A 22,064-nucleotide genomic window follows, 5' to 3' on the forward strand; every position below is an offset into this window, starting at 1 on the left:
GAATAGTTAAATATTAAGGATTATAGGTAGGAGTATTGAACGTTATGGAAAAAATTTGGTTTAGTGAATACCAAAAAACAGGCATTCCAGAGACTGTTGCACTTCCAGCAGAAAATACATCTCTTAATGATGTTTTCGAACGCAACTTTCAAAAGTTTGCTTCGCGTGATGCTTTTATCTTCATGGATAAAGTTTTAACTTTTGGTCAATTAGATGAAGAAAGTCGTAAGTTTGCAACATATTTACAAAGCTTAGGATTGGCTAAAGGCGCACGTGTAGCGGTAATGATGCCGAACGTTCTTCAATATCCTATCGTAGCTTTAGGTGTTTTCCGTGCAGGCTTAGTTCTTGTAAACGTAAACCCACTTTATACTGCGCGTGAATTAAAGCATCAATTAAATGATTCTGGTTCTGAAGCACTTATTATTATTGAAAACTTTGCAGCTGTTTACCAAGCAATTTTAGGTGAAACACCTGTTAAACATGTGGTTGTTGCGTCTGTAGGTGATTTACTCGGTACGCTTAAAGGTACAATCGTAAACTTTGTTTTACGCTCTGTTCGTAAACAAGTTCCTGCTTGGGATATTCCTGGTCATATTCGCTTTAATACGGCAATGTCTAAGGTCAATGTTAGTAACTACAAACGCCCAAGCTTAACACTCAGCGATACAGCTGTACTGCAATATACAGGTGGTACGACAGGTGTTTCTAAAGGTGCAGAACTCACACATCGCAACTTAGTTGCAAATATGTTGCAGTGTGATGGTATTTTCCAAAGTAAATTTGGTAAGCAAGATGGTCAACCAGATGATCGTATTTTCTGTGCTTTACCGCTTTATCACATATTTGCATTCATGGTGTGTGCGCTTTACGGTATGTACAAAGGTCAAGCCAATGTTCTTATTCCAAACCCGCGTGATTTACCTGCTGTTATCAAAGAGCTTCGTAAATACCAACCGACATTCTTCCCTGCTGTAAACACATTATTTAATGCACTTGTGAATAACGAAGAATTTAAACAACTTGATCACAGCCGAATGAAAATGGCGATGGGTGGTGGTATGGCTGTATTGCCATCTACCGCTGAAGCTTGGAAAAAAGTAACAGGCACAAATATTATTGAAGGTTATGGTCTATCTGAAACCTCACCTGTTGCAACAGCAAACCCACCTGCATCTATGGAATTTAGTGGCTCAATTGGTATTCCATTGCCATTAACTGAAGTTGCTATTTTAGATGATGATGGTAATGAAGTTGCACTTGGTGAACAAGGTGAAATCTCGATTCGTGGTCCACAAGTCATGAAAGGCTATTGGAACCGTCCTGATGAAACTGAAAAAGTAATGACCAATGGTTTCTTCCGTACAGGTGATATTGGCGTTATGAGCTCGCAAGGCTTCGTTAAAATTGTCGATCGTAAGAAAGACATGATTTTAGTATCAGGCTTTAACGTATACCCTTCAGAAATTGAAGAAGTGGTTGCTCAACATCCAAAAGTATTGGAAGTAGCAGTCATTGGCGTTCAAGATGAGAAATCAGGTGAAGTGCCAAAGCTATTTGTTGTTAAAAAAGATCAATCTTTAACAACCGAAGAAATTTTGGCATTTGCGAAAGAAAACTTAACAGGCTACAAACGCCCACGTTATGTTGAATTTATGGATGAATTACCAAAATCTAATGTAGGTAAAATCCTGCGTAAAGATTTACGTAAACCAGTTTAAATTCTCCAATAAAAAAAGCGCCTTAAGGCGCTTTTTTTATCATTATTTTTTTAAAAACCATCTGTCGATATATGGACGACCAACGCCAAAAATACCCAGAAAAATAAACATAGTGCCAAATTGACGAATAAAGCTAGGGTTTTTAAATGCGCCATAACTTAAGATGTTATCTATTAAGCAATAAACACAAATAATGGCAACCCATAATCCCAAAGAAAGACGTTTAATAGAAACAGCGTAAAATGAAATCCATAAAACTACAAAAGTAAAAATGGTTGACCAAATATTGAAATTGGCACAAATAACACACAGCAAAAATGCAGTGATAGGAATGACAATTTTAAAAGCACGATCTACTCGAACCTGATTTTTATGTTGCATCTCAAGGATATCGAACATTTCTTCTTGATCTGGCTGTGCCATAAAGGGATCCTTTAAATCATTAAAATTGATAAAATACGACATTAAACGAAAATCATCCGTCAAACGCCATGCTATGATATGACAATAAAATGCTCATGAGAATTGCCTTCATGCAAAGTATAAGTGGAATCGTTTATCTAATTTTGATTGCATGTCTTTTACCCTATGTTTTCTCATTCATTGCAAGAAAGGCGGGTGGTTTTAAAATACAAGATAATCAAAACCCTAGAGATTTTTTAGCTCATACGACGGGTTTAGCTGCACGAGCAAATGCAGTACAACAAAACAGTTATGAAACTTTACCTTTATTCATTGCTTCGGTGTTACTGGCAGAGTATATGGTCGTTCCTCAAGTTGTTGTGATGACTTTTGGTATTGCGTACATTGTATTTAGAATTCTATATGGCATCTGTTATTTAATAAATTGGGCGACTTTACGCTCTATTTTTTGGGTGCTTTCATTACTTTGTTCAGTATCGCTACTTTTATTGGTGATTAAAATTACTGGATGAGTAACACAGATGAAAATATGTATTTTTCCTGTGCAGATGTATAATCGACACTAAATTCGATCTAGAAAGCGGTTATAATCGCCCTGGATTAAAAAAGATTTAACTTGTTAAAGAGTGATGCTATGAGCTACAGCAATATCCCAGCGGGTAAAGATGCGCCAAACGACATCTATGTAATTATTGAAATTCCTGCAAATGCAGCACCAATCAAATACGAAATTGATAAAGATTCTGATGCATTATTTGTAGACCGTTTCATGGGTACAGCAATGTTCTACCCAGCAAACTACGGTTATGTTCCTAATACATTATCTTTGGATGGTGATCCACTAGACGTATTAGTTGTAACTCCACATCCAGTTGAACCAGGTTCTGTAATTCGTTGCCGTCCTGTTGGTAAATTGAATATGGAAGATGACGGTGGTGTAGATGCGAAATTAATCGCTGTTCCACACGACAAATTAACGCCTATCTATAAAGACGTTAAAGAATACACAGATCTTCCTGAATTATTGATCAAACAAGTTGAACACTTCTTTGCTCACTATAAAGATTTAGAAGCTGGTAAGTGGGTTAAATTAAGTGGTTGGGAAGGTTCTGAAGTTGCAAAACAAGAAGTTCTTAGCTCAATTGCTGCTTACGAAGAAGCAAACAAGTAATTGTTTGATGGTTTAAGTTTTATTTTTTAAAATTTAGCCATAAAAAAACCTGCACAATGTGCAGGTTTTTTTATGCTTTAATATTTCTGAAAATTAGAATAATTTCACAGGAATATCAAGGAAGATACGCCATTCGTTAGTGTCTGGCATTAAGTAGTTACCAATCTCAGCTGCAGGTCCATTTGAGCGGTAATGAGAATAACGTACACGTAAGCTTGCATCTTTAGCAAAGCCATCTTGTACTGTATATTTTACTTGGTTAAAGATTTCGCTTTCTTTAGCTTTGTCGTCAGTAGCTGTTTTGATATTCCAGCCATATACATATGCAGACGTCCAATTTAAGCCAGGTACGCCATAATTAGAAAAATCTAAGTTATATTGAATTTGAGCAGACTTTTCTTTAAGACCATTGAAGTCAGCAAGATATGAGTTTGGTAAGTAAATACTTTGGAAACCATCAGCATTGCCACCATAATCATAACCAGTATTACCAGTATTTTGTTGGTAAGCCAGCATTACGCTGTGAGCATCTTGGTTATAGGTACCTGAAACAGCCCAAATGCTGTTAGAACGATCAGAAGCATTTGTAGCAGTGCTGTAACCTGTAGAAGCTTCTTTATCGAACTTAGTGTGGTAGCCACTGAAGTCATAAGTTAAAGAGGCATCATTAGCTAAAGCTTGTTTATAGTTAGCATTTACGTAGTGACGTTCTAATTTATTTTTAGAATCTAAACCAAAATATGCAACATTTGCTGCATCGTTAACTTTGTATTTAGCACCCCAGATATATGCACGATCTAAAGCATTTCCGTCTGTTGAAATTTGATCAGACATTTGGTCTTTAGTAAATTTACCAGCTGTTAACTCTAAGTCTTTAATTTCGCGACTCGTTACTAATAGTCCAGTGAAATACTCAGGAACTAAACGTGCAGTATTACTTGCAAAAACAGGTACATCTAAAACTTGAGTGCCGTAAACTGCAGTTGTATTTGAAATACGTGCTTTAACAAAACCACCACCACGAGTCCATTGGTCATGTGCATTACCATTTTTATCAAATGGGATCATCTGATTGCCAGCGTGATCATTTGAGCCAAGTTTAAATGACCAATCACCAATAACACCAACACCAAAACCAACTGTACCTTGAGTGTAGCCAGATTCGAGTTTTACGATAGCTGTTTGTGCTGATGAGCGATTATCTGCTTTTCCATCTTTTTTATCCCGATCAATAAAGCCTGTACGGAAAAGTACAGAACCTTCGGCATCATCGATAAAGCCTTTAGATTCGCTTTGTTCGCTTGCAAAAGCAGTAGAAATAAAAGCTGTTTGAACAAGTACAGCAAGTAATAATTTTTGTGTTTTTTGCATTGGGAGAGAGCCTCATACAAAATAGTGGTGAAATGGGTGATTTATATAAAACACATTTAAAAGATGCTTATAATTAATCCTGATTAATTAAGGTTAAACACTCTTCCAATGAGGTTTATATATTTGCCTATAGAAAACATGCATTTAATTTAATCAAAAATACAGTTAACAAGCCATAATATATATGACTTATAGGCACTTTGGGTATAAAAAAATAAACTAAGATCATAAATAAAATATCTATAAAGGAGATCTTGTCTAAATATTGTTATTTTATCTTAACTTATGTGTGGGTTATTTTTGTGCAATTTGATAAAAATGTAAATACATTACTGTGAAATTGTTTAATTTTGATGCATTTTTTGTTTAAGAAATAGTTTGTAGCTCATTTCTATGTAGGAATTATTAAGTACTGATACTTACATATATAAAAGTTGTATGTGTGATTCCGTCTCTTTTTTCTATCAGTTTTTTTTGTTGATGACCCATTTTTAAAAATTGGCATAGCAATTGCTAATTCATTTATGAGTTTTTAAATTAATCAAAAAAGAGTCGTTTTAACGATATCGGGGGAATACACAATGAAATTCACTTTAAAGGCATTAAGTTTGGCTTTAGTTACTTCAGTATCTACAGTAGCTTTTGCAGATGAAGCACCGGCTTTACCTTTCGGATTAGAATTTAGTGGCTCAGCTGCTATGACCACAGATTATCGTTTCCGTGGTATGTCTCAAACAGAAAATGATCCTGCAGTACAAGTGGGTTTTCAATTAGATCATGCATCGGGTTTGTATGCAGGTGTTTGGGGGTCTAATGTTTACATCGCTAATGGTGATGCAGGGGTTGCTCACTTAGAATTAGATCCTTACCTTGGTTATGCAAAAACATTTGAAGGTGTTGCTGGTAAGCCTACATTGGACGTTGGTGTTTATTATTATGCGTATCCAGGGAATAGCGATTTAAACTTTGTTGAATACTATGCAGGTGTAGGTTTTGAAGGCTTAATTACCGAGGGTGATAGTTTATCAACGTCAGTAAATTATACGAATGACTATTTAGGTTTAGATATTGATGCATGGTATTTGGGATTGGGGTATACAATTCCATTTGCAGATACAGGCTTTAGCGGTATAGCAAATATTGGTTATACAACAACAGATAAGTACTATTTTGATGCAGCTTCTAAAGATGATAGTTATTGGGATTGGAAAGCAGGTGTAGCGTACGAATTTAAATCTATTGAAGGTTTCAGTGCTGAATTAGCTGCTGTAGGAACAAATATTGAAACTAAGAATACGGCATCTACTTATAAGCGTGGTGTAGAAACTGGTGCGGTATTTACTTTAACGAAGTCTTTCTAATTTAGACAAAGTTACAGTTTATGAAAACCCGTTACAGGAATCTGTAACGGGTTTTCTTTTTTAGGTTTGTTGACTTCTATAAGACAATGCTTCAGTAAGATGTGTACTTTGAATATTTTCACTTTGTGCTAAATCTGCAATGGTTCGAGCTACACGTAAAACGCGATGATATGCACGAGCAGATAAGTTTAAGCGTTGTTGCGCAAGTTCAATAATTTTCGCTGCTTGAACATCTAAAGTTGCATATTTTTCCAATAGTTTTGGATTAAGTGCCATATTTAAACAATTCTGTCTTTCAATTTGATGATGATAAGCATCAACAACACGCTGACGTACAGTATTGGAATCTTCAACAGGTTTTGTATCTTGTAGTTCAGAAGCTTGTAATGGTGGTACATCTATATGTAAATCAATGCGGTCTAATAAGGGACCTGAAATGCGATTTTGATATCTTTTAATAGCATCTGCCGAACATTGGCAACGGACATCTTGGTTAAAAGCATAACCACAAGGGCAAGGATTCATTGCTGCAATCAGCTGGAAATTTGCAGGGAAAGTAATTTGTCTTGATGCTCTAGAAATCACAATTTCTTTAGCTTCTAAAGGCTGACGTAAAACTTCTAAAACTTTTCGATCAAATTCAGGTAATTCATCTAAAAATAAAACGCCTAAATGGGAAAGTGTAATTTCACCTGGTTTTGGATGTGAGCCACCACCAACCAATGCAACCGCTGATGCTGTGTGATGAGGTGCTCGAAAAGGGCGTTGACCAAAATCATGTGCTGTATTTGCAACAGAGTAAATACTTGCGACTTCTAAATTTTCTTGTGTACTTAATGGCGGTAAAATACTCGCTAAACGAGAAGCCAATAAAGTTTTCCCCGTGCCGGGTGGACCTTTAAATAGCAATGAATGTCCACCTGCTGCAGCTATTTCTAAAGCGCGTCTTGGGCGTAATTGTCCTTTTACATCTGAAAGATCATATTTAGATTTGTTGATTTGAAAGTCTTGTTGATTTTCAAATGCGGTTAGAGGTTGTGCATTGTTTAAGTGGTTACATACTTGCTTTAAGTGATCTGCGGAAAATGCTTCGAAGTTTGGTAATTGAGATGCTTCTTGTGCATTTTGTGCAGGTAAAATCAATTTGTGATTGGCTTGCTGACAGGCAATTGCAATGCTGAGCGTACCTGTGATTGGTCTCAATTGACCATCTAAAGCAAGTTCACCAATAAATTCAAAACCATCTGTACTTTTTTCAGGAAGTTGACCTGAAGCAATTAGAATTCCTAAAGCAATAGGGAGGTCTAAGCGTGAGCCATCTTTGGGCAAGTCGGCAGGTGCTAAGTTAATGGTTAAGCGTTTGGTTGGAAATTGAAAGCCACTATTAATAATGGCTGAGCGTACTCGGTCTTTACTTTCACGAACTGCAGCTTCAGGTAATCCAACAATAGTAAGCGATGGAAGTCCTTGGCTGATATGAACTTCGACTTCAATAGAAGGAGCGTGGAGGCCAAGCAGCCCCCGAGTATAAATTTTGGCAAACGACATTTTTATGATCCATTATAGTGCGTTATTTATTATTAATTTTGATGTTTTTATGCACAAATTTGGTGCTTATTATTTATTTTTTAATTGAGCTTCTAAGTTTTCAACATGTTTAAGAAGTTCATCTAAGCGAATATTTGCATTATTTAATGCTGTTTTTTGGCGCTCAATTTCATCTTTCGACACTAAATCCATCTTGGTTACAGCTTCATTTAAGAGTGCACGTAAATTATGTTCAATATCTTTTTTTGGGAGATCTACTTGTTCCATAATTGCTTGTAATAATGTTTCGATCATTTGTTTTCTCAAAGCAGGAGAGTGGTTGTGGAAGTGTATAACACGTCTGAAATATAGGCTACTGCATTTCAGTATAAGATGGGTTTATTCAATCATTAAAATCGTAAATCTTCTAGGAAAAATGCGGATTTACTAGCGTATAAAAATCATTATGGGTATAGAATATAAAAACGAAAAAAACATGCTTAAATTTTTATTTTCCCCCGACCTTAAAAATTTTGGCATGAAAATTGAACATAAAACCTTACTGGTGAAACAAGCCGAAGGAAAACAAACATGAAGCTAGTAACTGCTATTGTAAAACCCTTTAAACTTGATGACGTGCGTGAAGCATTGTCAGATATTGGTGTTCAAGGGATCACTGTAACGGAAGTCAAAGGTTTTGGTCGTCAAAAAGGTCATACTGAACTTTATCGTGGCGCTGAATATGTTGTTGATTTCTTACCAAAAGTAAAAATTGAAATTGCAATTAGCGATGAAATGGTTGATTCAGTGATTGAGTCTATTACTCGCGTTGCAAGCACAGGCAAAATTGGTGACGGAAAAATTTTCGTGACTAACTTAGAGCAAGTCATCCGTATTCGTACAGGTGAAACAGGTGCAGATGCCGTTTAATAATTTGGCACGAAGTTTGCTGAGTACCTAATAACTCAAAAAAAACTAGGTTGGGGGACACGAATGAAAAAGATGCTACTTGCGCTGAGTTTGTCTGGCGCGCTTTTAGGTGGTTCTGTTGCATGGGCTGAAGAAGCTGCATCAGCACCAAATACATCAGAAGTAACAGTGGTTGAAACAACTGCTACAGTATCAGAAGTCGCACCTACTGCGGCTGCTACAGAAGAAGCTCCAGCACCTGCTGAAGAAGAACAAAAATTAGATACAGGTGATACAGCGTGGATTTTAGTATCTACAGCTCTTGTTCTTTTAATGACTATTCCTGGTTTAGCACTTTTCTATGGCGGTATGGTTCGTAAGAAAAACGTATTAAGCACAATGGCTCATAGCTTTGTTGCTGCTGCTGTTGTAAGTATTGTTTGGGTTGTTATTGGTTATACGCTTGCTTTTGGCGAGGGAAATGCCTTTATTGGTAGCCTAGATAAGTTCATGTTATCGGGTATAACCACAGAAGCCCTTTCAGGCACAATTCCTGAAATTCTATTTGTTATTTTCCAAATGACGTTTGCTATTATTACTGTTGCCATTATTAGTGGTTCTATTGCAGAACGTATGAAATTTGGAGCATTTGTCGCTTTCATCACTATTTGGGTTATTGTTGTTTATGCGCCAATTACTCATTGGGTATGGGGTGGTGGTTGGTTAGGTAACGATGGTGCACTAGATTTTGCTGGTGGTACGGTTGTACATATCAACTCGGGTGTTGCTGGTTTAGTTGCTGCATACATGCTTGGTAAACGTATGGGCTTAGGTCGTGAATCTATGGCTCCACATAACTTGGCATTAACCGTTGTTGGTGCAAGCTTAATTTGGGTAGGTTGGTTTGGTTTTAATGGTGGTTCTGCATTAGGTGCAAATGGTTCAGCAGGTTATGCGCTTGTTGTGACTCAAATTGCAGCAGCGGCAGCAGCACTTTCTTGGTTATTTGTTGAAAAACTTGTACGTGGTAAAGCGTCTGTATTAGGTGGTGCTTCTGGTGCGGTTGCAGGTTTGGTGGTTATTACACCAGCTGCAGGTTTTGTTACTGTAAGCGGTGGCTTAATTATGGGGCTTATTGGTGGTGTAGTTTGCTTCTGGGGCATTACAGCATTGAAACGCATCCTTAAAGCCGATGACTCTTTAGATGCATTTGGTCTTCATGGTGTGGGTGGTATTGTGGGTGCGCTATTAACAGCAGTATTCGCAAGCGAATTCATTATGGGAGATGGTGCACCAAAAGATATGCTTGCTCAATTATGGGTTCAAGTTGAAGGTGTACTCGCAACGATTGTCTACTCAGGTATTATGACTTTCATTATTTTGAAAATTATTGATCTAGTGATTGGTATTCGTGTTGAATCTGATGATGAACGCATGGGTCTAGACTTAAGTCAACATGGCGAACGCATAGAATAATAAAAGCACATTATCAATATATAGTATAAAACAGCCCGAAAGGGCTGTTTTATTTCCATATCTAGAACAATACTCTACAAATACCATTATTTTTGCTACACTCTAAACTCATTGAAATTTGTTTAATAAAACCGCTATGCATTGTCCTTTTTGCAACGCCGAAGATAGTAGAGTGATAGATTCGCGTTTGGCTGCTGAAGGCTGTCAAATTCGTAGACGTCGTGAATGTATTAGTTGTGGTGAGCGCTTTACAACGTTTGAAACCTACGAAGTTGTAATGCCACGCGTGATTAAATCAGATGGTAAAAGTGAACCATTTGATGAAGCTAAAATGCGTCGTTCGCTGATGCATGCTTTACAAAAACGTCCTGTAACGCAAGAGCAAATAGAAACAGTATTAAGTGACATTCATTTACAAATTCGTAGATTGGGCGAGCGAGATGTTAAATCACGCACCATTGGCGAAATTGTCATGCAATCTTTATTTGCATTAGATCATGTTGCGTATGTACGTTTTGCATCTGTCTATCAAGATTTCCAAGATGTAGAAGCATTCCGTCGTCAAATCGAACAGATGCAATATCGCGATCTTCAAGATTAAGTTTAGAGATTTAGTACACCATGTCCGAGTTCAATCAAAATCCAAAACACCAAGATCAGGTGTGGATGCAACGTGCCATCACGCTTGCAAGGCTTGGACAATATTCAACAAAACCCAATCCCAATGTAGGGTGTGTCATTGTTAAAGACGGTCAATTGATGGGTGAGGGTTTTCATCCTCAAGCAGGTCAGCCACATGCTGAAGTATTTGCTATGCGCGAAGCTGGTGAACTTGCAAAAGGCGCGACTGCTTATGTCACCTTAGAGCCATGCGCACATTACGGTAGAACGCCTCCATGTGCAAAAGGGTTGGTTGAAGCAGGTGTAGCAAAAGTTGTTGTTGCATGCCCCGATCCAAATCCATTGGTGGCAGGTAAAGGCGTACAAATTCTAAAAGATGCAGGTATTGAGGTTGAAGTCGGTGTGTGTGAAGCAGAAGCACATCAACTCAATTTAGGCTTTTTAAAAGCAATGGCAACAGGCATGCCTTATGTGCGCCTTAAAATTGCTTCAAGTTTAGATGGTCGTACTGCCATGGCATCGGGTGAATCTAAATGGATTACAGGCACTGAGGCACGTCAAGATGTTCAACATTGGCGTGCAATTTCAGGTGCTGTTATTACAGGTATTGAAACGGTTTTAGCCGATGATTGCCAGTTGAATGTAAGACAATTAAGCAATGTAGAAGATCTTTCTACAGTGGTACAACCGCTACGCATTGTTTTAGATCGTAAAGGGCGTTTGCCATTGAGCGCTAAAATCTTAGAGCAAGCTAAAACCGTGATGGTCATGGGGCCGTATCGAAAAGAACTTGAAGATTTGGGTGTTATTCAATTACACATTCAGCCGTTAAAAGAACTTTTACACACCTTATCCAAAGAGCATCAAATTTATGATGTTTTGGTTGAGGCTGGCGCAACATTATCAACCGCATTTTTAAAAGAGCAGTTGGTTGATGAATTAATTAGTTATGTTGCACCCACTTTTCTAGGGCAGACCGCTCGAGCAATGTTTAATGCGGAATTTAGCCGTATGGCAGAGCAACTTCGTTTTAAGCTTATAGATGTTACCCAAGTAGGGAGTGATGTTCGTTTGAAACTCATTCCTTCTTCTCAAGAGACAGTATGAATCCAGAGTCTACGGTTTATCACAAGCGTCGTCATGCGGCGCGTACTACCGATGAATACCTTTTCCATCAATTGGTTCCTTATTTAGGAAACAAGCGCCGTTTACTACATCTGATTTTAGAAGCACTTGAGAGTACGGGAACGTTAAATCGAGCAGATGGTCGCGCACCTATTTTTGCAGATTTTTTTGCAGGTTCTGGCGTGGTTTCTCGTTTAGCGCGTCAAAATGGCTATCGTGTGATTGCCAATGACTGGGAACCCTATAGCCATGCTTTAAATAGCGCAATTTTATCTTGCGTTGAGGCACCTGCATTTAAAGAATTGGGTGGCTATCAAAAAGCAATTGATTACCTTAACCGCTTACCTGAAGTAAAAGGTTGGGTGACGCATAATCTTTGCCCACGAAATGACGAAATTTACGATCCTGCTAAAGACCGTTTATTCTTCAAACGCCGTAATGGTATGCGTATTGATGCAATTCGTCAGCAAATTGCAACATGGCAAGCGCAAGGTGCAATTGATGATGTAGAGATGTCTGCATTACTTGCACCACTTTTGTATTCAGCAAGTTTTGTCAGTAATACATCAGGCGTATTTAAAAGCTTCCATCATGGATGGGGCGGTAAAACACAAACAGCTTTAGAACGAATTGAATCATTACTTTGGTTAACGCCAAGTCGCTTTTGTGAAAATGGTGATTCGAAAAAGCCTGCTGCTGAAATGTGGTGTGTAGATGCACAGCATTTAGCAAACCAAATGAGTGGTTTTGAGGTTGATGTTGCTTATTTAGATCCACCTTATAATCAACATGCATATAGTAGTAATTATCACGTTTTAAATGCCTTAACACTTTGGGATCAGGTTGATTTACCAACACCAGATACGAAAGGCTTTAAGAGCGGTATTGATCGTGCTTGGCGTAAAGAAAGACCAAGTCCATATAACTCTTCTAAGCATGCGCAAAAGGCATATGAGAAATTACTCGAAACCATAAATGCACGATATATTCTGACGAGTTATTCGACAGATGGTAATATTAGTGCGACAGATTTGTTACAAGCGAACTTAAAGCGCGGGCGTGTAACCTTGTTAACACAAGATGTGCCTCGCTATCGTGTAAGTAAGCAACGTCAGTCAGAAAGAGCACGTGTACTCGAGTTTATTGTGATTACCGATACACATGGCAAGTCTGGTCCACCTATTCGCCAGTTACTTAGCCAATTACACCATTTTGCAGAATTAGGTGGTGTAGACACGACAGGTGTTAGCACACAATTGGCATTATGGTAAAAGTCTACAATATTTGAGAAAACCTATGTTTACAGGCATTATTGAAAGTGTTGGAAAAGTTGAAAGTTTGCAAAGTGTGGGCGGAGATGTCCGTTTACGCATTCAAACAGGCTTAGATATGTCAGATGTACATTTAGGCGATTCAATAGCAACCAATGGTATTTGCTTGACGGTGATCGATTGGGGTGACAATTGGTATGCTGCCGATGTTTCTCGTGAGAGTTTGAACCGCACAACCTTAGGTCAATGGAAAGTGGGTCAACGTGTAAATGTTGAAAAAGCGATGCTTCCAACAACACGCTTTGGTGGTCATATTGTCAGTGGACATGTTGATGCTGTTGGTGAAATTACCGTAGTGAAAGCAGATGCTCGTTCAATTTACTATGAAGTGACAGCACCTGCAGAAATTGCACGCTATTTGGCAGAAAAAGGTTCAGTCACTGTTGATGGTATTAGCCTTACAATTAACCACTTAAATGGTCGAGTGCTGAGTCTGAATTTAATTCCACATACTGCTGAAAGAACCAATATTGGAACTTGGCAAGTAGGGGCGAAAGTAAATTTGGAAGTTGATGTTTTAGCACGGTATATTGAGCGCCTGTTACTAGGCGATAAAGCGGCTGAAACAAAACAACAATCAAAAATTAGTATGGACTTTCTTGCTGAAAATGGCTTTTTAAAATAAGCTAATAGAATGAAAAATAAGCAGTCTAGTTGAAAAATTAGACTGTTTTTTATTTTTTAGTGCATTTTAGTGTTTAAATAGAAGCAGTTTAAATTTGGGAAAGGTGTGAATGTTCGATTTTTTGCTGAACCTTGAACAGTGGTTGCCAGTGTTGTTAGAAAACTATGGCGCATGGATTTATGCAATTTTATTCTTAGTGATTTTTGCAGAAACGGGTTCGGTATTCATGTTCTTCCTTCCTGGTGATAGCTTATTGCTTGCGATAGGTGCACTGTGTTCAACCACAGATGTGATTCATCTACACTACATGGCTATTACGTTGTTTAGTGCAAGTACATTGGGCTATACCGTAAATTATTATACGGGCAGTGTTTTGGGTATTAAGTATTTTAATAAGCATACTCGTTATTTCAAGCCAGAATACCTGGTTAAAACTAATCACTATTTTACCAAGCATGGTGGTAAAACCATCCTTGTTGCACGTTTTGTTCCTTTTGTTCGTTCATTTGCACCATTCGCGGCAGGTTCGGCACATATGAATTTTGCATCATTTACTGCATATAATGTCATTGGTGGGATGCTTTGGATTGGTGCTTTACTAGGAATTGGTTATGGCTTAGGCCATACGTTACATGCGGTTGTAGACTTTTTATAATTAAAAAATGATGATTTAAGATAAAAATCTAAAGTATTTCATCAGACATACTTTAGATTTTAAGTAGTATAAAATATCTTATTAATCTGAAAACTTCGAACTTTTCAAAATATATTCAATTTCTTCTTGAGTTGCTGTGTGAAGTTTTGCACGGAACACAGTTACCGCTTGCTCAATCAAACTTTCTGCTTCTAACTCTAATCGAATGCGTACGCTATCTAGCTCAGAAAGCATTTCGCTATCTTTTACAGATAAATTATCCAGAAGATTATTCGGATTTTTTTCATAGCGATTGGTATAGCTTTGCGTTTCTTGAACTAAATCTTGACGAATGGCTTGAAGTTCTTTTGCTTGTTCAGCAAATTTTCTTTCTTCATCAAGTTGAAGTTGTTTGGCGAAAGCAGCCTCTTCAGCGCGCTTATCTTCCAGTTTCTTTTCTAAAGCTTGTTGATGACGAATACGCGCTTCTTCAATCAATTGAGCTTTTAATTCTGCATAAGCAACATCAATTTTTTGCAAAGATTTTTGCTGTTCTTGTTGATCTCGTTCAATCCAAGCTTGTAACTGAACTTCTGGTTTTAGAATATCGAAGATACGATGGAGGTCATCAAGATATGCTTGACGCACAGCTTCGGGTGCTTCTAACCAACGCTGTTTAAAATCTTGTCCGACATTTAATGCCACCATCATTCTCCTTTATTTTATAGCTTAGAGTTTATAAGTTTTTGGTTCTATTCCAAAACGGCGATACTGTTTAAACTTTTCACGACCGAGTTGCTTTGCCACGTCATTATTTTCAATAATCTCAATAATGTGACTAAATTTCTCAAATTGTTCAAGTGCTTGGTCGTTAAAATTAAAGATAATCCAATCAGACTGTTCAGGAAGTTTATCCGAAATACAAATAGGTGCACTCGTATCTTCAACTCCATGTGGAATGAAACTTGTAGAATCAAAACTCCATAAACGATCATCAAGTTGCTGCTGCAATGTTAAATCATTACAGAGTAACCAAATTTTTTCGGATTTTTTTAAAATTTTCCGACATAAACGGCAAGTGCTTTCGACTTGCCGTTCAGGACTCTTTTCAAAAAGATAAAAGCTTATTTTAGCCATTCGATTGGGCACGATTCGCTAAAAATTGCATTAATAGTGGAACAGGACGACCTGTAGCACCTTTGTTTGCACCAGAAGTCCACGCTGTACCTGCAACATCTAAATGTGCCCAACGGTAATCACGTGTAAAGCGTTCTAAGAAGCATGCAGCTGTTACAGAACCTGCTTTAGGGCCACCAATGTTTGCGATATCGGCAAATGGTGAATCGAGTTGTTCTTGGTAGTCTTCAAGAACAGGCATGCGCCATACACGGTCAAATGAATTTTGACCTGCTACATTTAATTCTGCTGCAAGTTCATCATCTGGGGTAAATAGACCAGTTAATACAGAACCTAATGCAACCACACAAGCACCTGTTAAAGTTGCAATATCAATGACAAGGGCAGGGTTGAAGCGTTTAACATAAGTGAGAGTATCGCAAAGAACCAAGCGACCTTCGGCATCTGTATTGAGAATTTCAACAGTTTGACCGCTCATAGTTGTTACGATGTCGCCTGGGCGAGTTGCACCACCTGAAGGCATGTTTTCAGCAGCAGTAATTGCACCAACAACATGAATAGGAAGTTCAGATTCGCATAATGCGCGGATTGTACCTAATACAGATGCAGAGCCACACATATCATATTTCATTTCATCCATGCCTAAGCCTGGTTTAAGTGAAATACCACCTGTATCGAATGTCACACCTTTACCAACAAGTACTACAGGTGCTTCTTCGCGGTTGCCTTGGTATTCAATCGTAATGATACGCCCCGGACGATCTGACCCTTTGCTTACTGCAAGGAAAGCACCCATACCAAGATCAGCCATTTGTTGCTCATCTAATACAGTTACTTTTAATAAATTCGGATATTCTGCTGCTAATGCTTGCGCCTGTTCAGCTAAATATTCTGGGAAACAAATATTGCCAGGACGGTTACCTAAATTACGTGCAAGATCTTGACCAGATTGAATTGCTTCAATCAGTGACAATTGTTGTTGATTAAGTGGACTGTTCGTCGCAATGAGATTAACTTGTTCAAGAATAAAATCATTCTTTTTAGACTTATATTCATCAAAAGAATAAGCAGCTTGCGTTAAGCTAAGTGCAAATAAATAATGTAATTCTTGAGGAAGTGCTGAAATATCAACACTAATCTGTTTGAATTTTTTTTGTGAAGACTTGATAATTGTTTGAGCAATTTTCGATAATTTTGCAGCTTTAAGCTCAGTTGCCTTACCAATACCAACAAGTACGCTATGCGTACAATTAGAAACCTGACCAATTAAAGGTAAAGTTTCGCTTAGTGTTGCTTTAAACTGTGTTGATTCAATAACTGTATCTAAATTGTTGATTTGATATGTATTAGTAGCATGTTGAACTTGTTCAGAATCAACTAATATCAACAAAGATTGGTTCGATGCATTCTCTTGGAATGACTGATTAATACTGAGTTTCATATGCGATTTTCATGCCTTTGTAAGGTTTGGTTCCATTGAAACATTTTGATGAGTAGAGTTTCAATGTGCAACACGAGTATAGTTCTATATTTTCAACATTAGGTTAAACTAGTGTTGGTTTTTTTACCCAGTTTTTTGGAAGAATTAATTTGATTATTCGGCGTTATCTGGTCAAGCAAGTTGTATCGACATCATTGGTGGTGGTCTCCTTATTGACCTTGATCATGATGGGTGGTCGTTTGATCAAATATTTTGGCGTAGCAGCTCAAGGTCGTTTAGATGCAAGTATCTTATTTAGCATCATTGGTTACCGTTTACCTGAGTTTTTAACGCTTATTTTACCTTTAGGTTTTTTCATTGGTTTAATGTTAGTTTTTGGTCGTTTATATGTCGACCACGAAATGGCAGTATTTAATAGTAGCGGTCTCAGTCGTAATCGTTTAGGTCGCTTACTTGTTCCAATGACGGTGGTTTTCTTAGCGGTTCAGTCTTTTCTTATGTTATGGGCTGCACCTTGGGGATTGCGTCAGTTTGAACAACTGACATCGGCTCAAGCAGTCAGAACAGGTTTTGACTTGGTTCGACCAAAAGAATTTGTATCTTCTGGCGCATACACCATTTATGCAGGTGATTTATCTGAAGATCGTAAGAATCTAAAAGATATTTTCTTTTATCAAAAAGCAGATAAAGATGGTCGTCCAGATGTTGTTATTTTGGCAAAAGAAGCAACTCGAATTGAAATGCCAAATGACAGTGCCAATGTAGTGGATTTAACAGAAGGTCGTCGTTACGAGATTTATCCGGGTAGCCCGAAATATACGCATATTGAGTTTAAAACATATCGTTTACGTCTAGAAAATAATAAAGAAGCGAAGTTTGAAAGCACAGAGGTTGAGGCATTACCAACATCTAAACTTTGGGAAAATAGGGAAGACCCTGTTGTTGCAAGCGAACTTTGGTGGCGTGTTTATGTACCGTTTGCAATGTTTGTTGCACTATTGCTTTCAGTTGTGCTTTCTGAAGTGAGTCCACGTCAGGGACGCTATTTAAAATTATTCCCTGCGTTACTTATTTTTGCGAGTTTAATTGTTGCATTAATGGCGGTTAAAACACGTGTAAGTAAAGATGAATTAGGAGCATGGGCTTATCCGTTGGTATTGTTTATCTATGCCAGTGTAGCGGTGCTGTTTTTAAGAAAACCTAATCTTGCACCAAAAATTAAGAAAAAAATTCAACGAGTGGGGTCTTAAAATGTTCGCACGCCGTATAGTTGCAAAACATGTGACCAAAACCACTGCGCTCGCAATGCTTGGTACAACGCTTATTTTAGCGGGCTTACAAGTCCTGTTTACTTATTTGGGTGAACTTGGCTCATTGAAAGGTAGTTATGGTGCATGGGAAGCATTGAAATATGTACTTTGGGGCGCACCAAGGTATTTATATGAAATTTTACCCATCTCAGCGTTAATTGGCGCTGTTCTTGGTTTAGGTGCCTTAGCCTCAAATAGTGAACTTATTATTATGAGAGCTTCAGGCATTAGCTTGTGGCGCATTGTTGGATGGGTGATTCGTTCTGCATTAATTTTAGTGGTTTTATCTTTTGCTTTAAGCCAGTGGGTTATTCCTTATACCAATGAACAAGCAAAAAGCGTTAAAGATCATCGTACTGTTGCGGAGTTGGGAAGTGTAAGTGGCTATTGGACTCGAGAGGGTCAGCGCTTTATCTATATTGACTATGCAAACTCATCTGGTCAGCTGCAAGATATTCAGGTTATTGATTTAGATAAAGATTATAATCTTCATGGTGTTGTTACTGCGGGAAAAGGTAATTTTATTAAAAATGGTGCTTGGTCTTTAGAAAATGTACAGCAAACGGATGTATTGCCAAATGGTAATGCAGTAATGGAAAAAGCTGAAAAACTACCTCTATCTATGGCATTGCAACCTAAATATGTACATATGGTGACCATTGATCCTGAGAAATTATCACCAAGTCAGCTTATTAGTTTTACACGCTATATGCATGAGTACAGTCAAGTACCAAAAACATATCAATTGGCATTTTGGCAAAAAGTTGCTTCACCATTTGGACTGATTGCATTGGTCGTGATTGCATGTTCATTTATTTTTGGACCATTACGCCAACAGTCTATGGGTTTTCGTTTGGTGATTGCATTATTTACAGGGCTTGGATTTTATTACTTACAAGACTTCTTGGGTTATGCAAGCTTAGTATATTCACCATCTCCTGCGTGGTTTGTATTTTTACCAATTATCTTTATGTTTGCTGTTGGTGGTTACTTACTCCATCGAGCACGCTAAAAATACGGTAAATTGAAGAAAACAATGTGCGTTAGTGGCTTTAACCATTGAGTGCACATAGAGTCTTTACCGAAATTTCGGTAAAATGTATTGATTAATTTGTAAACAGAAAAGAGTGTATATCATGACGGTTGCAACTGCTGGCAAAATCCCTCACGTTTTAGTCATTATGGATGGTGTGGGGCACCGCGTAGAGGTTGAAGACAATGCCTTTTTAGCAGCAAAACGCCCTAATTTGACTGCAATGCAGGAAAAGCATCCGCATGGTTTAATTTCTGGTTCAGGCGAAGATGTTGGTCTTCCAGATGGGCAAATGGGTAACTCTGAAGTTGGACATATGAATTTGGGTGCAGGTCGTGTGTTGTATCAAGATTTCACACGTATTACCAAAGACATCCGTACAGGTGATTTTTTTGAGCATGAAGTGCTGGTCGATGCTGTAGAAAAAGCCAAAGCTTCAAATGGTGCGGTACACATCTTAGGTTTATTGTCTGAAGGTGGCGTACATTCACATGAAGATCACATTGTTGCAATGGTTGAACTTGCATTAAAACGTGGTGCAAAAGTTTATCTTCATGCTTTCTTAGATGGTCGTGATACACCACCAAAAAGTGCTCAACCATCGCTTGAAAAATTAGATGCAGTTTTTGCCCAATACCCAGGTCAAGGTCGTATTGTGACCATGATTGGTCGTTACTTTGCAATGGATCGTGATAACCGCTGGGATCGTGTTGAACAAGCTTATCGTCTTTTAACAGAAGGTGAAGCTGCACGCACAGTTGCTACGGCTACAGAAGGTTTAGAACTTGCTTATGCAGCTGAAGAAACCGATGAGTTTGTCAAAGCAACACGCATTGGTGATATTGCAAAAATTCAAGATGGCGATAGCGTTGTATTTATGAACTTCCGTGCTGACCGTGCGCGTGAAATTACCAAAGCATTTGTCGAAAAAGATTTTGTAGGTTTTGAACGTAAAGTTGTTCCAAATTTATCTAAATTTGTAATGCTTACACGCTACCAAGCAACCATTGATGCACCTGTGGCTTATATGCCTGAAGCATTAAAAAATTCAATTGGTGAGTATTTATCTGAATTAGGTAAAACACAACTACGTATTGCTGAAACTGAAAAATATGCACATGTAACATTCTTCTTTAGTGGTGGTCGTGAAGATGAATATGTTGGCGAAAAACGTATTCTTATTCCATCTCCAAATGTTGCAACATATGATTTAAAACCAGAAATGAGTGCATATGAAGTAACAGATGAGTTGGTTGCTGCCATTCACTCAGGTGAGTTCGATCTGTTGGTTGTGAACTATGCAAATGGTGATATGGTTGGTCATACAGGTAAGTTTGATGCAGCAGTGAAAGCCGTTGAAGCTGTAGATACATGCCTAGGTCGAGTGTATGAAGCAGTTATGGCACAAAAAGGTCATATGATTGTGACAGCAGATCATGGTAATGTTGAACAAATGCAAGATTACGTAAGTGGTCAGGTTCATACTCAACACACAACAGAACTTGTGCCGTTTATTTATGTAGGACCTACACAAGCAACTATTGCTGAAGGTGGCGTACTTGCAGATGTATCACCGACACTTTTAACATTAATGCACCTTCCTGTACCTAAAGAAATGCAAGGTCGTAATCTAATTACTCTAATACCATAAATTATAAAAGGTGAATGAATGGCTCGACACAATACTGTTGCTTTAATAACAACATGCTTAATGTGTTTGAGCCTTTCACCTGCTTGGGCGAAACAAAAGCCTCAAAAGCCAGATGTACTATCTTTAGATGATGAGCAGGAATATGCAGAAGTTCCTGTTGAAGCAATTCAAAATTTCGTTCAAATTTACGGCATTGTGAAAGATAACTATGTTGCTGAAAAAAATGATGATGACTTATTTCAACAAGCCATTAAAGGTTTAGTTTCAGGTTTAGACCGCTATTCTCGCTATTTATCACCAGAAGACTATAAGCAACTTCTACAATATACCGAAGGTGAGTTTGCTTCGGTAGATTTTGACTTATTGTATGATAATCAAATACATCAGTGGGTTATTAAGGGCTTAAAAGCAGATGCTGATTCAGCAAAGCTAGGTCTTAAAAATGGAATGGTTATTTTTAAAGTTGATAATCAAGAGTTAAAAAAACTCAATCATGATCAAGTCAATAATTTGCTATCAGGCTCAGTAGGTTCAACTTTAGAGATTCAACTTACAGATAAAAGCATTCCTATTACACTTGTTAGAAATAAAAAAATAGAAACAGATATTCAAGCTCAACTACTCAGTAATCAAATTCTTGTCATTAAAGTACAAGTTTTTCAGCAAGATACTGCCAATGAAATTAAAAATTTAATTGAACAACATACAACACCACGTTTAAAAGGCGTTTTAATTGATCTAAGAAATAACCCTGGTGGATTGCTGTCGGCAGCTGTTGAAAGTGCAGATTTATTTCTTAATCAAGGTGTTATTGTTTCAACTAAAAGTAGATCTGAGGGTGATCAACAATTCCAAGCCTTGCCAAGTTCAGAGTTCCAAAAGTTAAAACTTGGAATATTAATTAACAATCGCTCTGCATCTGCTGCTGAAGTATTTACCGCAGCATTAAAAGATCATGGTCGGGCATGGGTGATGGGCGATAAGAGTTATGGCAAAGGCGTAGTGCAAAAGTTATTCCCTCTTTCAAATGGCGCTGCGCTACAAATGACAGTTTCGCACTATTACACCCCAAAAGGTGCAATGATTGAAGGCGTTGGAATTCAGCCAAATCAGAAGTATGTTTTACAGCAGGATATGAAAGAAGAAAGCTATATTGAACATATTACAGAATTACTAATTGCTCAAAAATAATAATGC

22 protein-coding genes are annotated in these 22,064 nt (G+C 37.8%); 15 read left to right on the forward strand and 7 right to left on the reverse strand.

Going from position 1 to position 22,064, the window contains the following annotated elements; all coding sequences use genetic code 11:
- The first annotated feature begins 44 nt into the window (after positions 1 to 44).
- On the forward strand, positions 45 to 1,721 hold the full coding sequence (locus GTK57_RS06955) for an AMP-binding protein (protein WP_163122107.1): 1,677 nt from the start codon (positions 45 to 47) through the stop codon (positions 1,719 to 1,721).
- Positions 1,722 to 1,763: 42 nt separating this feature from the next.
- On the opposite strand, the gene GTK57_RS06960 is transcribed toward GTK57_RS06955, so the two are convergent.
- Positions 1,764 to 2,144 carry a hypothetical protein gene (locus GTK57_RS06960; protein ID WP_163122110.1) on the reverse strand — a complete coding sequence of 127 codons (381 nt, stop codon included), beginning with the start codon at positions 2,142 to 2,144 and terminating at the stop codon, positions 1,764 to 1,766.
- Positions 2,145 to 2,254: 110 nt separating this feature from the next.
- Here GTK57_RS06960 and GTK57_RS06965 point away from each other — a divergent pair, with 110 nt between their 5' ends.
- Positions 2,255 to 2,656 (forward strand): MAPEG family protein, encoded by a 402-nt coding sequence (locus tag GTK57_RS06965; protein WP_163122113.1) that lies wholly within the window; start codon positions 2,255 to 2,257, stop codon positions 2,654 to 2,656.
- A gap of 122 nt (positions 2,657 to 2,778) precedes the next feature.
- A complete protein-coding gene (ppa, locus tag GTK57_RS06970; RefSeq protein ID WP_152873743.1) occupies positions 2,779 to 3,315 on the forward strand; it encodes an inorganic diphosphatase in 537 nt (178 codons plus the stop codon).
- 93 nt (positions 3,316 to 3,408) lie between these two features.
- Here the strand turns inward: ppa and GTK57_RS06975 are convergent, their stop codons facing one another.
- Entirely contained in the window at positions 3,409 to 4,686 is a 1,278-nt protein-coding gene (locus tag GTK57_RS06975; protein ID WP_163122115.1) for an OprD family outer membrane porin, read from the reverse strand.
- A gap of 581 nt (positions 4,687 to 5,267) precedes the next feature.
- Here GTK57_RS06975 and GTK57_RS06980 point away from each other — a divergent pair.
- A complete protein-coding gene (locus GTK57_RS06980; protein WP_163122118.1) occupies positions 5,268 to 6,047 on the forward strand; it encodes a TorF family putative porin in 780 nt (259 codons plus the stop codon).
- 60 nt (positions 6,048 to 6,107) lie between these two features.
- Here GTK57_RS06980 and GTK57_RS06985 read toward each other — a convergent pair whose 3' ends face one another.
- Together GTK57_RS06985 and GTK57_RS06990 are read right to left on the reverse strand one after the other, a co-directional pair.
- Positions 6,108 to 7,595: a YifB family Mg chelatase-like AAA ATPase gene (locus GTK57_RS06985; RefSeq protein WP_152873740.1), complete on the reverse strand. Its 1,488-nt coding sequence runs from the start codon at positions 7,593 to 7,595 to the stop codon at positions 6,108 to 6,110.
- 69 nt (positions 7,596 to 7,664) lie between these two features.
- Complete coding sequence (locus tag GTK57_RS06990; RefSeq protein ID WP_152873739.1) at positions 7,665 to 7,889, reverse strand: accessory factor UbiK family protein; 225 nt, start codon at positions 7,887 to 7,889, stop codon at positions 7,665 to 7,667.
- 276 nt (positions 7,890 to 8,165) lie between these two features.
- Between GTK57_RS06990 and glnK the strand changes: the two genes are divergently transcribed.
- The 7 genes from glnK (at position 8,166) to GTK57_RS07025 (ending at position 14,316) form a co-directional block, all read left to right on the forward strand.
- Complete coding sequence (gene glnK, locus GTK57_RS06995) at positions 8,166 to 8,504, forward strand: P-II family nitrogen regulator (protein ID WP_086174160.1); 339 nt, start codon at positions 8,166 to 8,168, stop codon at positions 8,502 to 8,504.
- A gap of 63 nt (positions 8,505 to 8,567) precedes the next feature.
- Positions 8,568 to 9,959 (forward strand): ammonium transporter, encoded by a 1,392-nt coding sequence (locus GTK57_RS07000; RefSeq protein ID WP_152873738.1) that lies wholly within the window; start codon positions 8,568 to 8,570, stop codon positions 9,957 to 9,959.
- 136 nt (positions 9,960 to 10,095) lie between these two features.
- Positions 10,096 to 10,560, forward strand: coding sequence for a transcriptional regulator NrdR (gene nrdR / locus GTK57_RS07005; RefSeq protein WP_152873737.1), 465 nt, complete (start codon positions 10,096 to 10,098; stop codon positions 10,558 to 10,560).
- A 20-nt stretch (positions 10,561 to 10,580) separates the two neighbouring features.
- Positions 10,581 to 11,687, forward strand: coding sequence for a bifunctional diaminohydroxyphosphoribosylaminopyrimidine deaminase/5-amino-6-(5-phosphoribosylamino)uracil reductase RibD (gene ribD / locus GTK57_RS07010; protein ID WP_163122121.1), 1,107 nt, complete (start codon positions 10,581 to 10,583; stop codon positions 11,685 to 11,687).
- Positions 11,684 to 12,976 (forward strand): DNA adenine methylase, encoded by a 1,293-nt coding sequence (locus GTK57_RS07015; protein ID WP_152873735.1) that lies wholly within the window; start codon positions 11,684 to 11,686, stop codon positions 12,974 to 12,976. Before ribD ends, GTK57_RS07015 begins: the two co-directional genes overlap by 4 nt.
- A 25-nt stretch (positions 12,977 to 13,001) precedes the next feature.
- The gene (locus tag GTK57_RS07020) at positions 13,002 to 13,661 is read left to right on the forward strand and encodes a riboflavin synthase (RefSeq protein ID WP_152873734.1); all 660 of its coding nucleotides are present in this window, start codon (positions 13,002 to 13,004) and stop codon (positions 13,659 to 13,661) included.
- Positions 13,662 to 13,770: 109 nt separating this feature from the next.
- Entirely contained in the window at positions 13,771 to 14,316 is a 546-nt protein-coding gene (locus tag GTK57_RS07025) for a VTT domain-containing protein (protein WP_152873733.1), read from the forward strand.
- 81 nt (positions 14,317 to 14,397) lie between these two features.
- Here the strand turns inward: GTK57_RS07025 and blhA are convergent, their stop codons facing one another.
- From blhA to GTK57_RS07040, 3 genes are read right to left on the reverse strand one after another with little or no spacing between them, the layout of a single operon-like run.
- Positions 14,398 to 15,003, reverse strand: a complete 606-nt coding sequence (gene blhA, locus GTK57_RS07030) for a cell division protein BlhA (RefSeq protein WP_152873732.1) — start codon at positions 15,001 to 15,003, stop codon at positions 14,398 to 14,400.
- Between the two features lie 21 nt (positions 15,004 to 15,024).
- On the reverse strand, positions 15,025 to 15,432 hold the full coding sequence (locus GTK57_RS07035; protein ID WP_163122127.1) for a DNA polymerase III subunit chi: 408 nt from the start codon (positions 15,430 to 15,432) through the stop codon (positions 15,025 to 15,027).
- Positions 15,425 to 16,873, reverse strand: coding sequence for a leucyl aminopeptidase (locus tag GTK57_RS07040; protein WP_163122130.1), 1,449 nt, complete (start codon positions 16,871 to 16,873; stop codon positions 15,425 to 15,427). Before GTK57_RS07040 ends, GTK57_RS07035 begins: the two co-directional genes overlap by 8 nt.
- A 149-nt stretch (positions 16,874 to 17,022) precedes the next feature.
- Between GTK57_RS07040 and lptF the strand changes: the two genes are divergently transcribed.
- The 4 genes from lptF to GTK57_RS07060 all read left to right on the forward strand — a co-directional run bounded on the left by lptF (position 17,023) and on the right by GTK57_RS07060 (position 22,058).
- Positions 17,023 to 18,123: an LPS export ABC transporter permease LptF gene (lptF, locus tag GTK57_RS07045; RefSeq protein ID WP_152873729.1), complete on the forward strand. Its 1,101-nt coding sequence runs from the start codon at positions 17,023 to 17,025 to the stop codon at positions 18,121 to 18,123.
- Between the two features lies 1 nt (position 18,124).
- Positions 18,125 to 19,195 (forward strand): LPS export ABC transporter permease LptG, encoded by a 1,071-nt coding sequence (gene lptG, locus GTK57_RS07050; RefSeq protein WP_163122133.1) that lies wholly within the window; start codon positions 18,125 to 18,127, stop codon positions 19,193 to 19,195.
- A gap of 124 nt (positions 19,196 to 19,319) precedes the next feature.
- Complete coding sequence (gpmI, locus tag GTK57_RS07055; protein ID WP_163122136.1) at positions 19,320 to 20,867, forward strand: 2,3-bisphosphoglycerate-independent phosphoglycerate mutase; 1,548 nt, start codon at positions 19,320 to 19,322, stop codon at positions 20,865 to 20,867.
- Positions 20,868 to 20,885: 18 nt separating this feature from the next.
- On the forward strand, positions 20,886 to 22,058 hold the full coding sequence (locus GTK57_RS07060; RefSeq protein WP_163122139.1) for a S41 family peptidase: 1,173 nt from the start codon (positions 20,886 to 20,888) through the stop codon (positions 22,056 to 22,058).
- The last annotated feature ends 6 nt before the right edge of the window (positions 22,059 to 22,064 follow it).

It is taken from the genome of Acinetobacter portensis (genome assembly GCF_010646905.1).
Classification (GTDB): domain Bacteria; phylum Pseudomonadota; class Gammaproteobacteria; order Pseudomonadales; family Moraxellaceae; genus Acinetobacter; species Acinetobacter portensis.

What these genes read in the sequence shown, in the direction of transcription:
- GTK57_RS06955 (WP_163122107.1), top strand. Translation starts at nt 45, where the DNA reads ATGGAAAAAATTTGGTTTAGTGAATACCAAAAAACAGGCATTCCAGAG.
- GTK57_RS06960 (WP_163122110.1), bottom strand. Translation starts at nt 2,144, where the DNA reads ATGGCACAGCCAGATCAAGAAGAAATGTTCGATATCCTTGAGATGCAA.
- GTK57_RS06965 (WP_163122113.1), top strand. Translation starts at nt 2,255, where the DNA reads ATGCAAAGTATAAGTGGAATCGTTTATCTAATTTTGATTGCATGTCTT.
- ppa (WP_152873743.1), top strand. Translation starts at nt 2,779, where the DNA reads ATGAGCTACAGCAATATCCCAGCGGGTAAAGATGCGCCAAACGACATC.
- GTK57_RS06975 (WP_163122115.1), bottom strand. Translation starts at nt 4,686, where the DNA reads ATGCAAAAAACACAAAAATTATTACTTGCTGTACTTGTTCAAACAGCT.
- GTK57_RS06980 (WP_163122118.1), top strand. Translation starts at nt 5,268, where the DNA reads ATGAAATTCACTTTAAAGGCATTAAGTTTGGCTTTAGTTACTTCAGTA.
- GTK57_RS06985 (WP_152873740.1), bottom strand. Translation starts at nt 7,595, where the DNA reads ATGTCGTTTGCCAAAATTTATACTCGGGGGCTGCTTGGCCTCCACGCT.
- GTK57_RS06990 (WP_152873739.1), bottom strand. Translation starts at nt 7,889, where the DNA reads ATGATCGAAACATTATTACAAGCAATTATGGAACAAGTAGATCTCCCA.
- glnK (WP_086174160.1), top strand. Translation starts at nt 8,166, where the DNA reads ATGAAGCTAGTAACTGCTATTGTAAAACCCTTTAAACTTGATGACGTG.
- GTK57_RS07000 (WP_152873738.1), top strand. Translation starts at nt 8,568, where the DNA reads ATGAAAAAGATGCTACTTGCGCTGAGTTTGTCTGGCGCGCTTTTAGGT.
- nrdR (WP_152873737.1), top strand. Translation starts at nt 10,096, where the DNA reads ATGCATTGTCCTTTTTGCAACGCCGAAGATAGTAGAGTGATAGATTCG.
- ribD (WP_163122121.1), top strand. Translation starts at nt 10,581, where the DNA reads ATGTCCGAGTTCAATCAAAATCCAAAACACCAAGATCAGGTGTGGATG.
- GTK57_RS07015 (WP_152873735.1), top strand. Translation starts at nt 11,684, where the DNA reads ATGAATCCAGAGTCTACGGTTTATCACAAGCGTCGTCATGCGGCGCGT.
- GTK57_RS07020 (WP_152873734.1), top strand. Translation starts at nt 13,002, where the DNA reads ATGTTTACAGGCATTATTGAAAGTGTTGGAAAAGTTGAAAGTTTGCAA.
- GTK57_RS07025 (WP_152873733.1), top strand. Translation starts at nt 13,771, where the DNA reads ATGTTCGATTTTTTGCTGAACCTTGAACAGTGGTTGCCAGTGTTGTTA.
- blhA (WP_152873732.1), bottom strand. Translation starts at nt 15,003, where the DNA reads ATGGTGGCATTAAATGTCGGACAAGATTTTAAACAGCGTTGGTTAGAA.
- GTK57_RS07035 (WP_163122127.1), bottom strand. Translation starts at nt 15,432, where the DNA reads ATGGCTAAAATAAGCTTTTATCTTTTTGAAAAGAGTCCTGAACGGCAA.
- GTK57_RS07040 (WP_163122130.1), bottom strand. Translation starts at nt 16,873, where the DNA reads ATGAAACTCAGTATTAATCAGTCATTCCAAGAGAATGCATCGAACCAA.
- lptG (WP_163122133.1), top strand. Translation starts at nt 18,125, where the DNA reads ATGTTCGCACGCCGTATAGTTGCAAAACATGTGACCAAAACCACTGCG.
- gpmI (WP_163122136.1), top strand. Translation starts at nt 19,320, where the DNA reads ATGACGGTTGCAACTGCTGGCAAAATCCCTCACGTTTTAGTCATTATG.
- GTK57_RS07060 (WP_163122139.1), top strand. Translation starts at nt 20,886, where the DNA reads ATGGCTCGACACAATACTGTTGCTTTAATAACAACATGCTTAATGTGT.